The 12,216-nt window shown below is 30.8% G+C and carries 15 protein-coding genes; 11 read left to right on the top strand and 4 right to left on the bottom strand.

What is annotated here, in order from left to right; translation table 11 throughout:
- Positions 1 to 2: 2 nt before the first annotated feature.
- Both BTO06_RS04605 and BTO06_RS04600 read right to left on the bottom strand, forming a co-directional pair.
- Complete coding sequence (locus tag BTO06_RS04605) at positions 3 to 839, bottom strand: 3'-5' exonuclease (protein ID WP_100924179.1); 837 nt, start codon at positions 837 to 839, stop codon at positions 3 to 5.
- Positions 840 to 848: 9 nt separating this feature from the next.
- Entirely contained in the window at positions 849 to 1,703 is an 855-nt protein-coding gene (locus BTO06_RS04600; protein WP_100926711.1) for a PPK2 family polyphosphate kinase, read from the bottom strand.
- Positions 1,704 to 1,814: 111 nt separating this feature from the next.
- Between BTO06_RS04600 and BTO06_RS04595 the strand changes: the two genes are divergently transcribed.
- From BTO06_RS04595 to BTO06_RS04570, 6 genes are all read left to right on the top strand, one after another.
- A complete protein-coding gene (locus BTO06_RS04595) occupies positions 1,815 to 2,531 on the top strand; it encodes a DUF1223 domain-containing protein (RefSeq protein ID WP_157811735.1) in 717 nt (238 codons plus the stop codon).
- Positions 2,532 to 2,638: 107 nt separating this feature from the next.
- The gene (locus BTO06_RS04590; protein ID WP_100924177.1) at positions 2,639 to 3,145 is read left to right on the top strand and encodes a flavodoxin family protein; all 507 of its coding nucleotides are present in this window, start codon (positions 2,639 to 2,641) and stop codon (positions 3,143 to 3,145) included.
- Between the two features lie 36 nt (positions 3,146 to 3,181).
- Entirely contained in the window at positions 3,182 to 3,514 is a 333-nt protein-coding gene (locus BTO06_RS04585) for an ArsR/SmtB family transcription factor (RefSeq protein WP_100924176.1), read from the top strand.
- A 32-nt stretch (positions 3,515 to 3,546) separates the two neighbouring features.
- Positions 3,547 to 4,155, top strand: coding sequence for an arsenate-mycothiol transferase ArsC (locus tag BTO06_RS04580; RefSeq protein WP_100924175.1), 609 nt, complete (start codon positions 3,547 to 3,549; stop codon positions 4,153 to 4,155).
- A 6-nt stretch (positions 4,156 to 4,161) separates the two neighbouring features.
- Positions 4,162 to 4,635 carry a DUF6428 family protein gene (locus BTO06_RS04575; protein WP_100924174.1) on the top strand — a complete coding sequence of 158 codons (474 nt, stop codon included), beginning with the start codon at positions 4,162 to 4,164 and terminating at the stop codon, positions 4,633 to 4,635.
- 96 nt (positions 4,636 to 4,731) lie between these two features.
- Positions 4,732 to 5,085 (top strand): hypothetical protein, encoded by a 354-nt coding sequence (locus tag BTO06_RS04570; RefSeq protein ID WP_157811734.1) that lies wholly within the window; start codon positions 4,732 to 4,734, stop codon positions 5,083 to 5,085.
- A 48-nt stretch (positions 5,086 to 5,133) separates the two neighbouring features.
- On the opposite strand, the gene BTO06_RS04565 is transcribed toward BTO06_RS04570, so the two are convergent.
- Positions 5,134 to 6,435, bottom strand: a complete 1,302-nt coding sequence (locus tag BTO06_RS04565) for an NAD(P)/FAD-dependent oxidoreductase (RefSeq protein WP_100924172.1) — start codon at positions 6,433 to 6,435, stop codon at positions 5,134 to 5,136.
- A gap of 189 nt (positions 6,436 to 6,624) precedes the next feature.
- On the opposite strand from BTO06_RS04565, the gene BTO06_RS04560 reads away from it, so the two are divergent.
- The gene (locus BTO06_RS04560) at positions 6,625 to 7,056 is read left to right on the top strand and encodes a DUF7738 domain-containing protein (protein WP_100924171.1); all 432 of its coding nucleotides are present in this window, start codon (positions 6,625 to 6,627) and stop codon (positions 7,054 to 7,056) included.
- On the opposite strand, the gene BTO06_RS04555 is transcribed toward BTO06_RS04560, so the two are convergent.
- The gene (locus tag BTO06_RS04555; RefSeq protein ID WP_100924170.1) at positions 7,053 to 7,808 is read right to left on the bottom strand and encodes a helix-turn-helix domain-containing protein; all 756 of its coding nucleotides are present in this window, start codon (positions 7,806 to 7,808) and stop codon (positions 7,053 to 7,055) included. The genes BTO06_RS04560 and BTO06_RS04555 overlap by 4 nt on opposite strands.
- Positions 7,809 to 8,031: 223 nt before the next feature.
- Between BTO06_RS04555 and BTO06_RS04550 the strand changes: the two genes are divergently transcribed.
- From BTO06_RS04550 to BTO06_RS04535, 4 genes are all read left to right on the top strand, one after another.
- Positions 8,032 to 8,427, top strand: coding sequence for a YbjN domain-containing protein (locus BTO06_RS04550; RefSeq protein ID WP_100924169.1), 396 nt, complete (start codon positions 8,032 to 8,034; stop codon positions 8,425 to 8,427).
- Positions 8,428 to 8,433: 6 nt separating this feature from the next.
- Entirely contained in the window at positions 8,434 to 9,138 is a 705-nt protein-coding gene (locus tag BTO06_RS04545) for a PspA/IM30 family protein (protein ID WP_100924168.1), read from the top strand.
- Positions 9,139 to 9,230: 92 nt separating this feature from the next.
- Positions 9,231 to 9,989 (top strand): OB-fold-containig protein, encoded by a 759-nt coding sequence (locus BTO06_RS04540; protein WP_100924167.1) that lies wholly within the window; start codon positions 9,231 to 9,233, stop codon positions 9,987 to 9,989.
- 47 nt (positions 9,990 to 10,036) lie between these two features.
- A complete protein-coding gene (locus BTO06_RS04535; protein WP_100924166.1) occupies positions 10,037 to 12,106 on the top strand; it encodes a flotillin family protein in 2,070 nt (689 codons plus the stop codon).
- The last annotated feature ends 110 nt before the right edge of the window (positions 12,107 to 12,216 follow it).

Raw genomic sequence — 12,216 nt, 5'->3', positions numbered from 1 at the left:
TATTATCTTAAATTAAATTTTTGTTGTAAAGCTTTTAGCTTTTCCTCATCTGTCATCGTGTCTGTTGCACTTTTTGCTCCAGACATTCTTTCTTTAATTTGGCGTAATACTTTTTTGGTATACAAAGGAAAATCAGCTTGTTGAATCCATGAATTATATCCAGGATTCTCCTTTAATACCTCTTCTACTTTTCTTCCTTTATACTTTCCAAAAGAGAAAATCTCATTTTGTTCGTCATCAAATAAAATGAATCCAGCAAAATCTGCTCTTTTTGTATGTGCTGAATACTCACTTAACGCATCAACAGAATTTTCAATATCATCATATTTGTCTAATTGCGCTTTTAAAATTTCATAAGTCGCCATGGTATCAGCTTCCGCAGAATGCGCATCTTCTAAATCTTTACCACAATAAAACTTATATCCTGCGCCTAACGTTCTTTGTTCTTTTTTATGGAAAATTACCTGTACATCTACAGCTTTTCTGTTTTCCATATCAAAATCAATTCCCGCTCTTAATAATTCCTCAGCTAAAAGTGGAATATCAAACCTATTGGAATTAAAACCGGCTAAATCAGCATCACCAATCATATTATGAATAGTTATTGCTAATTCTTTAAATGTTGGTTCATTCACTACTTTTTCATTTGTAATTCCGTGCACTTCAGTAACATGTGGTGGAATTTCAATTTCAGGATTCACTAACCAAGTTTTACTTTCTTGCGTTCCGTTAGGAAATATTTTTAAAATTGAGATCTCTACAATACGATCGTTTGCAATATTGATTCCCGTAGTTTCAAGATCAAAGAACACTAAAGGTTTTGTTAAGTTTAATTCCATTTAGGTAATTTATTCATTATTTAATTGAGCCTTAAACTCATCTATTTTCGACATCAATTTCGGTTCTAGAATCGGCTCTTGAAAATTATACTTTTTGAATTCCTCAAAAATGGTATTTGCTACAATAAATCGGGCAGTCGGTTTATCATCTGCCGGTACAACAAACCAAGGTGCATGTTCTGTAGAAGTTCTATTAATTGCATCTTCGTAACATTTTTGATATTCTTCCCAAAGTTTTCGTTCTTTCAAATCTCCTGCCGAAAATTTCCAGTTTTTCTCTGGAATATTTAATCTTCTCAACAATCTATTCTTTTGTTCATCTTTTGAAAGGTGCAAAAAGAACTTTAGGATAATCATTCCATTTGTTGCCAAATGTTTTTCAAACTGATTTATCCTATCCATTCTGTCATGATAAAACTCATCATTTAAGTCTTCTAAACTCTTAACACTAGGAATATTTTCTGAAAAAATATATTCTGGATGAACTCTAGTTACAAGAACATTTTCATAATGTGTTCTATTGAAAACCCCAACTTTTCCTTTTGCTGGAAGAGCAATATAATGCCTCCACAAAAAATCATGACTTAATTCCAGTTCAGTTGGAACCTTAAAACTATGAACCTCTACTCCACGAGCGTTGAATTGTTTAAACACCTCTCGAATTAAACTATCTTTACCGGAAGTATCCATTCCTTGTAAACAGATTAATGCACTGTATTTACCTTCAGCATACATAGTATTTTGTAAATCAGCGATTTTCTTTCTAACCTTCTTTAATTTCTTCTCTGCGTCTGCAATTGGTTCTTGCGTAGGAATTTTATGAAGTTCAACAGGTTGAGTAACCTTGTATTTATGTTTATCCATCTGCATTTTCAAATTATAGGACTAATGTAACAAAAATATTACTGAATTTCGAGAGTTTTGTAAGTCTTTAACAAGCATTCCTACTTACTATAAAAATAAATACATTATAGTTTGAATCGCATATTATTAATCGCCTTATTCACATCGTTTTCATTATTCTCTCAACATAAATCTGTTGTTGTTTTAGAACTTTTTACCTCTCAAGGATGTTCTAGTTGTCCACCAGCTGATATAGTTCTTAAAAAAATAAACGACAATATGGATTCTGAGTATGTAATCCCTATTGCCTATCATGTTGATTATTGGAATTACATTGGTTGGAAGGATCCTTTTTCAACTAAGGAGTTTACGGATATTCAGCGTTATTATGGTCAAAAGTTTAGAAGTAACTCAATTTATACTCCTCAATTAGTTATTAATGGAAACGAACACGTAGTAGGATCAAATGAAGTAACCATTCACAAAAAAATTAAAAGATATTTAAAGAAATCTTCAAATTTCAAATTAGATATTTCTGAAACAATCAAGGAAGAAAATGGTTTTACCATTTCATTTAACATTAATGGTAAAGTAAACAATTCCATCTTGGAAGCATTAATAGTGTTAGATGAAAAAACAACCAATGTTAAACGAGGAGAAAATAGAAACAGAACTATCGTCAATTCGAATATTGCTATTGCCAGAACTATTAAAAACATCAATAAAACCAGTGGAAGTATTCATATAAAAAGACCTAAAATCATTAGTAAAGACGATAAACTTAGATTAGTTTTAGTTTTAAAAGATGAAGATTTAACCGTTCAGACTGCCACACAAATTAAATTATAAACCAAGAAAAATTCATTGTTTTTTTCTTGTGCTTAATCGACTTTTAGAATGATTATTTTAAATCTTGAAATGATAATAAGTGTAACTTTCCGTGTAAAACATAACAAATGAAATCTACCGTAATTATAAAAGGAAGTTCTAATAAAGTTGGAAACACACAAAAAGTAATCGATTTTATAAACGAAAATAATCAGTTTGATGTGATAGAATTATTGGATTATAACATTGGTCATTTCGACTATAATTTCAAAAATGCAGAAGACGATTTTCTTCCGTTAATGGAAAGAATAATTGAAACTTACGATACCATAATTTTTGTAACGCCAGTTTACTGGTATACCATGAGTGGTTTAATGAAAGTTTTTTTTGATCGAATGTCTGACTTGCTACATTACAGGAAAGAATTAGGAAGGAAATTAAGAGGTAAAAATATGGCCATGATGAGCAATTCTGGTGAAAATGATCGTAGAATCGGATTTGAAATGCCCTTTATAGAAAGTGCGAAGTATTTAAGCATGAATTACCTTGGAGATTCGCACGCTTTTTTCTCTGGAAATGAACTGGCTGAAGATGCTAAAATCAAAATAAATGAATTTAAAAATAGTTTGATTTAATTATTAATCGTAATATTGCAATATATAAATTATTAAATGGGATTAACAAAGTCTGAAATATTTACAACAGAGCAGAATGAAATTGCCAGTATCGCTAAGGTTCTTGGTCATCCTGCTCGTATTGCAATTTTGGAATATTTAGCCGCCGCTAAAATCTGTATTTGTGGTGATTTAGTAAATGAAATTGGTTTAGCTCAACCAACAATATCACAACATTTAAAAGAGCTTAAAAAAATGGAAATTATAAAAGGAACCATTGAAGGAACAAGTATTTGCTACTGTTTAAATGAAGAAAAATGGAGTGAGATCAATTCCGTTTTAAAACAATTCCTTTCAATATTTTCCGACGCAAATAGTAATTGCTGCTAAAAAAATTTAAATTATTCAATCGTAATATTACAATGAACCAAAGATTAGAACAAACCATAAAAAACATTTCATCCTTACCTATTTCCGAAGAAAGAAAAGAAATATTGAAACCACTTCTCTCCTATTTACAAAAAAAGAGGAATAACGATGAGTCTATTCGTATCAATTATATATGCACTCATAATTCCAGAAGAAGTCATTTGGGACAAATTTGGATGCAAACACTTGCTAGTCATTTCAACATCGATACCATTACCACTTATTCAGGAGGAACTGAAGCTACTGCAATGGCAAAACCTATTGTTGAAACTTTAAAAAATCAAGGATTCGAAATTCAACAATTAAGTCAAGAACAAAATCCGGTTTACGCTATTAAATACGATCTTGAATCATTACCGGTAATTGGTTTTTCAAAAAAATATGATAACGAATTCAATCCAAATTCAGGTTTTGCTGCAATAATGACTTGTTCTGAAGCTGACGGAGGTTGTCCTTTTGTAGCCGGTTCAGAAATTAGAGTTCCTATTACGTATGAAGATCCAAAAATATCAGATAACACAGATAAACAAAGCGAAGTTTATTTAACAAGAAGTAATCAAATCGCATCAGAAATGTATTACGTTTTATCTCAATTAAATTAATTCATCATGAAATTATCAGAAATAAAAAAACATCTTACACAACTTAAGACTATTGAATTTAAATTGCCTAATGGTGATTTAGTTCCAGAACATTTCCATGTAACAGAAGTAGGTAAAGTTACCAAACACTTTATTGATTGTGGCGGCGTTTTAAGAAAAGAAGAAAGAGTCAACTTTCAATTGTGGAATGCAAATGATTACAATCATAGATTACATCCTGAAAAATTAGTTCATATAATTGAACTTTCGGAGAAAACGTTAAATCCTAAAGATGCTGAAATTGAAGTCGAATATCAAGGTGAAACTATTGGAAAATATAATTTAGATTTCGACGGAACATCTTTTTTACTTATAAATACAGCTACGGCTTGTTTAGCAATGGATCAATGCGGAGTTACACCTCAAGAAAAACCAAAAATCCGTCTTTCCAATTTACAAAGCCAAGGAACATCTTGTGAGCCGGGTTCTGGATGTTGCTAATTAACATCTAGATAAGCGCGTTAAAATTAATGATTCCATAAAAAATTACTTAAAAAACAACTATATTCGCGCTCAAATAACCCCTAAACAATACATATGAAAATGTATAAAAAGTTCTTTTTCTTTTTATGTTTAATCTCATCCACCCTATTTTTCTCTTGTGACGAATGTGATAATGAAAATCCAAGAGCACGAGTTTCAAATATGGGCTCTGACGACGTAAGTGTTCAAGTTAAGACAACTGGAGGAAACACAGAAAATATCAACAATATAGAACCTGGAAAAGCATCAGAATTTAAAAGTTACGCACCAGGAGAAGTAACATATACCATTGTTTTAAAAAGCAACGATGAAATTACAGAAACTGTTGAAATGGGATTCTGTGCTGATTATGAGATTATCATAACTGAAGACAATGAAATTATAACGACTTCCACGAATCGAGATTAATCCTCGTGTTAGTTAATAAAATAAAAAGCGCCAATTATGGCGCTTTTTTTATACTTCATTCTCAAATGAATATTCATTTTTTTTCTTAAACGGACGAATAATCAAACGAGTTTCTCTATCAAAACGAATATAATTATACACCCAATTTAAAAACACGACAGCTTTATTTCTAAAACCAATTAGTGAAAACAAGTGTACGAACATCCAAACAAACCAAGCAAACACTCCTTGAAATTTGAACTTTGGTAAGTCAACCACCGCCTTATTTCTTCCTATTGTTGCCATCGAACCTTTGTCATTATAAACAAAAGCTTCCATCTTCTTTCCTTTTAGTTCAGCTAAAATATTCTTTGCTAATAACTTTCCTTGTTGAATAGCTGGTTGCGCCATCATTGGATGACCATATGGATACTTCTCATTATTCATACAAGCAACGTCACCAATTGCAAAAATATTTTCATGAGGTAAAACTCTATTAAAATCATCAACTTTATAACGAGCTGCTCTTTCAACAATACACTCTTGCTCTAATCCATTAATAGCTTCTCCTTTTACACCAGCAGCCCAAATAACCGTGGATGATTGAAAATTATCTTCTCCATTCGTCGAAACCGTTTCTCCATCATAATCTAGAACACGAAGATTCTTCCATACATCAACTCCCAATTTTATCAAGAAATCTTCAGCTTTCTTTGAAGCCTCTTCACTCATTCCTTTCAATATACAATCAGCACTTTGAATCAGATTAATCTTCATTAATCTAATATCTAAATCTGGATAATCCTTTGGTAAAATTTCCTTTTTCATTTCTGCCAAAGCACCAGCGAGTTCAACTCCCGTTGGCCCACCTCCAACAATCACAAAATTCATTAACTTCTTTCTTTCTTCTAGATTAGAAGTCAATAAAGCTTCTTCAAAATTTTCTAAAATAAGACTTCTAATATTTAACGATTGAGGAATGGATTTCATTTCCATTGTATGTTTTTCAATATTGGTATTATCGAAAAAATTTGTTGTGGATCCTGTAGCAATAACCAAATAATCATAACATAAACTTCCAATAGAAGAACGAATCTCCTTTTTTTCAGCATCAATGTTTGTTACTTCAGCCAATCGAAAATAAAAGTTATCAATATCATTAAATCGTTTTCGTAACGGAAAAGCAATACTATCAGGTTCTAAACCACCTGTAGCAACTTGATATAATAAAGGTTGAAATGTATGATAATTGTGTTTATCTAAAAGAACTACTTGAAGATCTTCGTTCTCGAATCCTTTAGCCGCAGCTAATCCAGCAAAACCTCCTCCAATAATTACAACTCTTGGAAAACTGGTTTGAGGTATATTCATAGACCTAAAATTTTAGATTCACAAATTTACGAAAGTGTTTAAATATTTATGTTCTAAACTTTATTTATTCTAAAAGAGACATATAACGTTGTAGAGGGATTTTCTGTTTAAAAAAAACGTGTTTTCACTAGTTTTTAAAACATATAATTTTATAGATTTACCTTTGAAAAAAGATTTTTTTAAAATATTATGCTTAAGTTTTTTAAGAAAAAGAAACAGACAAATTTCAATATTAAATGTGCTACTGATTATGTGAAAATAAATGAGCACATGCTTGATTTTCCTTGTTCTAATGAAGATTTGACTAAAATTTTTGGTGAACCAACAAGAAAAATTAGTTCAAGTAATGAGTATCTTATCTGGGATGAATTTGGTTTTTTGTGTAGCGTAAATGATAATGATCAAATTTTATCACTTAGCGTTTATCAAGGAAACAATAATCCTAGTGAATACGTACCACAAACCAGTTTTTATGGAAAACTCTTTTTTGAAGAAGATGATATAACTTTCAACGAATTTAGTAAAATCGGTTTGGGAAAAATTGCTATTCATCGATTAGGAAGCGAAGCAGAAACTCGTTTCGGTTTTAGCATTGGTGTAAATAATGATTTTAAAGGTTAATTATCATTCTTAAGTTTCAATAACTCTCTTTCTAAGAATAATAATTTATTCTCAATATCGTCCCCCACTTCTGGCAAACGGCGAATGAAGGAATATTTTGTCTGCCATAGTTCTTTAATTTCTGTCCGTTCAAAAATCTTTTCCTCAATATTTTTGTGAGCGGCTTTTAATATAACTTTATCAGCAACAAAATAAATTTTCCTCAATACAACCTCTTTTTCCAAAACAATTATAACAACTTCTCCATTCCCAAAATTATCATATTCTTCCTCCGAAATTTTTTCAGCAACAACAATATCTTTTGGATACAAACCTTTATCATGATCGGTCATTTCTAAATTAACAACTGTAAAAGCTCGTACCAATTTATCTGACTCGACGGGAAGACTAATTTCTGGTAAATCATTTATAAAGGAAACATTATCGTAATATTCAGAATAAGACTTTATATTTCTTTCTGACACATATTTAATAGACATCATCGATTCTTTTTCTTCTAACTCATCACTTAAAAGTAATTCATCTTTAAAACGAAGCAATTCGTTTACCGTTAAATCCGATGTTAGCAAACTATCAATAGTAATGCTAAAATAATTAGCAATCTTTATAATAGTTTCTATTCGAGGTTCACTTCTACCTTCCTCATAAGCCCCTAAAGTCGCTCTTTTCAAGTCAAATAACTCTGCGAACGCTTTTTGACTTAAACCTTTAACTCCTCTAATTTTCTTTATATTTCTACCAAAAAAAGACATATTTGCTAATTTTATTTGCAATTTTAATTTTTATTCGTATATTTACACTAACAATATTAGCTAATAAAAATGAATATTGCTAATTTTTCTAGAAAAAGTACCACTAACTAATTAAACTAAATTATTATGATTCTATTAACTTTACATTGTGCAGTAATGATTACACAAACTATTTTTGCATAATTCAACAATCGAAACAACTATTAAACTATACTAATTGCTAATGAACATTCATTTTGAAAAAACCAAGAATTATTTATTAGAACTAAACTTTACTATCCGTAAAGAAATCGAATCTGAGGGGATTTTTGTTATTGAAAAAGAGAATTTTGGAATTAAAAACCTAATTATAGGAGTAGCTTATCCGATTTTGATTGTAGAGCAATTTATATTCAAAGTAAAAAAGCCAAACGAAGCAATGTTTAAAGCATTACTTCAAAAAAATAGAGATATAATTCATGGCGCTTTTGTGCTGGATGAAACAGGAGAACGTGTCATTTTTAGAGACACTTTACAATTAGAAAACTTAGACATAAATGAATTGGAAGCTACCTTAAATTCTTTGAGTTTATTGCTTAGTGAATATTCAAATGAAATTATAGAATTTTCAAAATATTAAAATACTATGAACTTTTTTAAAAGACTTTTTAAAATAGGACAAGCGGAAGCGAATGCTGCACTAGATAGCATGGAGGATCCTATTAAAATGACCGAACAAGGTATTCGGGATTTAAAAATTGATTTGGAAAAATCTTTAGAATCATTAGCTCAAGTAAAAGCATTAGCTATTAGAGCAAAAAATGATGTGGAAGAATACACTTCTAAAGCAAATGATTATCAGCAAAAAGCAATGCTAATTCTTACCAAAGCTAAAAATGGCGAATTAGCAATAGAAGAAGCTGATAAACTTGCAAAACAAGCTTTAGTTCGCAAAGAAGAGACAAATCAGCAATTAGAAAATGCTAAAAGTGAATCTGAAAACTTTGATGAATCCGTAGCGAAACTTGAAAGCTCAGTTCAGGAAATTAAAAACTCATTAAAAAAATGGGAGAATGAACTTAGAACTTTAAAAGCTAGACATAAAGTTGCTAAAGCCACTAAAAACTTAAACAAAGAAATGGCTGAAATCGATAGTTCTAGTACGGTTTCTATGTTAGAAAGAATGAAAAGTAAAATTGAACAAGAAGAAGCTCTAGCTGATGCATACGGAGATATGACTAAAGAAAATAAAACATTAGAACAAAAATTAGAAGAACTTACAAATACCACTGAGCAATCTGCTGAAGATGATTTAGCAGCGCTGAAAAAGGAAATGGGATTGAATGATTAATCAATAATGAATTACGAATTGTTAATTATTACCCTTAAATTTTTAATTAAAATTCGTAATTCATAATTTGCACCCTTAAAAATAAACTAGCTATGACATTAACCGATATTGTATTTTCTGATGTTAACATAACTCTGACAATACTTTTTATTATTCTATTGACCTATTGGCTTGTTACCATGATATCTGGAATCGATTTTGATCTTGATATGGATATTGATGTTGATATAGATGTGGATGTCGATGCGGATGTTGACATAGATGTAGATTCTAATGTAGGTACTGGATTAGAAGGTAGTGATATAGATTTCCATGATGTCGCAAATACCGAAATTAATAAAGAAGATATTGTTGGAAAAAGAAAAAAATCTTTAAAATGGTGGCAAGTCCTACTTATATATTTCAATTTTGTTGGACTTCCATTTATGTTCACTTTCACATCTTGGATCTTCATTTGGTGGCTTATAACAACAATTTCCACTACCATGACACATAGCTACAACAATACATTTGGATTTATTTTAATGCTTGGAGGATTTTTCCCATCACTCATCCTTACAAAAATATTTACAACTCCATTTAAAAATTTCTTTAAAAATTTAAATCAAGATGGAGACTCCGTAACAGAAATTATTGGAAGAAAAGGAATAAGTTTATCAACTATATCAGAAAATAAATTAGGTAGAGCCGCAGTAAAAGCTGATGGAAATACTCTAAACATAAATATTAAATCCTTAGACGGAAAAAAAATTGATTATAATTCACAAATATTAATCATTAAACAAAGTAAAAATAAACTTTATTACTATGCACAAGAATACTTAACAGATAGCATAGATATAAATTTTTAACAATTAAATTTACAAAACATAAAATCACTAAAAACTAATTAATTACTATGACAGATTCTATTATTCAATTATTAAGTGTAGGCCTTGGTATTGTCCTATTTATCGTTATTATATATTTTGCAATTATTGCAATGTTCTACAAAAAAGTTCCTCAAGGAGAAGCCTTAGTAAGAACAGGATTTAAAGGAACAAAAGTTGCCACCGATAGAGGTATGTATGTTGTGCCTGTTTTTCATCGGGTAGAAATTATGGATATTTCAGTTAAGAAAATCCAGATTGAACGTATTGGAGACGATGGTCTAGTATGTAAAGACAATATGAGAGCTGACATAAAAGTTGCTTTTTTTGTTAGAGTGAATAATGAAGTAGAATTCATAAAAATGGTAGCACAAACCATTGGTTGTGAGAGAGCCTCTGATATTCAAACTCTTGAAGAATTATTTGAAGCTAAATTCTCTGAAGCTTTAAAAACAGTTGGGAAAAAGTTTGACTTTACAGAATTATATGAGGCGAGACGTGAATTCAGAGATGAAATCGTTGATATTATTGGAACAGACCTTAATGGATATACTTTAGAAGATTGTGCTATTGATTACTTAGAGCAAACTCCTGTAACATTTTTAAAACCTGATAATATTCTTGATGCCGAAGGAATCAAAAAAATTACGGAATTAACTGCAGCTCAAAACATTCAAGCGAATTTGATTAAAAGAGATGAGGAAAAAGTAATACGCAAGCAAGATGTTGAAGCTCGTGAGGCAATTTTGGAACTTGACAAACAATTAGCTGAAAAACAAGAACAACAAAAACGTGAAATTGCCAACATTAAAGCTCGTGAAGAAGCTGAAATCTTAAAAGTAGCAGAAGAAGAGCGTTTAAAATCAGAAAGTGCTAGAATTGCAACCGAAGAAAAGGTACAAGTTGCTGAAGAAAACAAACAACGTCAAGTAATTGTTGCTGAGAAAAATAAATTACGTACTGAAGCTGTTGAAATCGAAAGAGTTGAAAAAGACAGAATGTTAGAGGCTACGGAACGTGAAAGAATTGTAACATTAGCTCAAATAGAAAAAGATAAAGTTGTTGAAGTAGAAAAGAAGAATATTCAAGATGTTATTCGTGATCGCGTTATGTTAGAAAAAGGTGTGGTTGAAGAGCGTGAAAACATGAAAGATATTGAAGCGTTTAAAACTGCCGATCGTCAGAAGCAAGTAAAAATTACTGTTGCTGAAGCAGAAGCTGAAGAATCTTTAATCAAAAGGATCAAACAAGCAGAAGCAGAAAAAGAAGCAGCGAAGCAAAAAGCTGAAGAAATTAATATTGAAGCACAAGCTCAAAAAGAAGCAAGTGAAAAAGAGGCTGAAGCTCGTAAAACTATAGCAGAAGCAAAAGCAAAAGAGGAAGCTACAATTGGTATGTCTGAAGCACAAGTTATGCACGCAAAAGCTGATGCTAACGAACGTCAAGGATTAGTTGAAGCAACTATTATCGAGAAAAAAGCAAAAGCAGAAGCTGCTGGAATCTTAGCGAAAGCTGAAGCTGTTAAAGAAGAAGGATTAGCAGAAGCTCAAGTAATCAAAGAAAAAGCGATTGCAGATGCTGCTGGAATTGAAGAAAAAGCTGAAGCAATGAAGAAACTTGATGGTGTTGGAAAAGAACACGAAGAATTCAAGTTACGTTTAGAGAAAGAATTACAAGTTGATTTAGCTCAAATTCAAATTCAGAAAGACATTGCAGATGCGCAAGCACAAGTTATCGGTGACGCATTAAGAGCTGCTAATATTGATATCGTAGGAGGTGAAACAATGTTCTTTGATCAAATTATTGGACAAATTACTAAGGCGAAAGGAATCGATAGATTAGTTCAACATAGCGATAACATTCAAGATGTAAAAGATGCTATTTTAGGAAGTGATGACGTGAAAGGAAATTTACTTGAAAAGGTAAAAGAATTTGCTACTAAATACGGAATCTCTACCGAAGACATCAAAAACTTAACTGTAGCAAATCTTTTAATGGATTTAAAAGACAGAGCTAACAATTCGGATGAAGAAGGATTATTTAGTAATCTTTTCAACCTTGCTAAAGGATTAGGATTATCTGATAAGAAATTATCTTAATACTCATAAAGAGCCTAGACAAATTGCTCTAGGCTTTTTCTTTTTTGTTTTGAGTGTATTGCACTCAATTTCCAAACTTTTAAGGAACATTCTTTGTTCCTTACATCTAA

It is taken from the genome of Tenacibaculum sp. SZ-18, from assembly GCF_002813915.1.
Taxonomy (GTDB): domain Bacteria; phylum Bacteroidota; class Bacteroidia; order Flavobacteriales; family Flavobacteriaceae; genus Polaribacter.
The sequence above is the reverse complement of the archived record's forward strand: the minus strand, read 5'-3'. Positions and strand labels throughout refer to the sequence as shown.

What these genes read in the sequence shown, in the direction of transcription:
- BTO06_RS04605 (WP_100924179.1), bottom strand. Translation starts at nt 839, where the DNA reads ATGGAATTAAACTTAACAAAACCTTTAGTGTTCTTTGATCTTGAAACT.
- BTO06_RS04600 (WP_100926711.1), bottom strand. Translation starts at nt 1,703, where the DNA reads ATGGATAAACATAAATACAAGGTTACTCAACCTGTTGAACTTCATAAA.
- BTO06_RS04590 (WP_100924177.1), top strand. Translation starts at nt 2,639, where the DNA reads ATGAAATCTACCGTAATTATAAAAGGAAGTTCTAATAAAGTTGGAAAC.
- BTO06_RS04585 (WP_100924176.1), top strand. Translation starts at nt 3,182, where the DNA reads ATGGGATTAACAAAGTCTGAAATATTTACAACAGAGCAGAATGAAATT.
- BTO06_RS04580 (WP_100924175.1), top strand. Translation starts at nt 3,547, where the DNA reads ATGAACCAAAGATTAGAACAAACCATAAAAAACATTTCATCCTTACCT.
- BTO06_RS04575 (WP_100924174.1), top strand. Translation starts at nt 4,162, where the DNA reads ATGAAATTATCAGAAATAAAAAAACATCTTACACAACTTAAGACTATT.
- BTO06_RS04570 (WP_157811734.1), top strand. Translation starts at nt 4,732, where the DNA reads ATGAAAATGTATAAAAAGTTCTTTTTCTTTTTATGTTTAATCTCATCC.
- BTO06_RS04565 (WP_100924172.1), bottom strand. Translation starts at nt 6,435, where the DNA reads ATGAATATACCTCAAACCAGTTTTCCAAGAGTTGTAATTATTGGAGGA.
- BTO06_RS04560 (WP_100924171.1), top strand. Translation starts at nt 6,625, where the DNA reads ATGCTTAAGTTTTTTAAGAAAAAGAAACAGACAAATTTCAATATTAAA.
- BTO06_RS04555 (WP_100924170.1), bottom strand. Translation starts at nt 7,808, where the DNA reads ATGTCTTTTTTTGGTAGAAATATAAAGAAAATTAGAGGAGTTAAAGGT.
- BTO06_RS04550 (WP_100924169.1), top strand. Translation starts at nt 8,032, where the DNA reads ATGAACATTCATTTTGAAAAAACCAAGAATTATTTATTAGAACTAAAC.
- BTO06_RS04545 (WP_100924168.1), top strand. Translation starts at nt 8,434, where the DNA reads ATGAACTTTTTTAAAAGACTTTTTAAAATAGGACAAGCGGAAGCGAAT.
- BTO06_RS04540 (WP_100924167.1), top strand. Translation starts at nt 9,231, where the DNA reads ATGACATTAACCGATATTGTATTTTCTGATGTTAACATAACTCTGACA.
- BTO06_RS04535 (WP_100924166.1), top strand. Translation starts at nt 10,037, where the DNA reads ATGACAGATTCTATTATTCAATTATTAAGTGTAGGCCTTGGTATTGTC.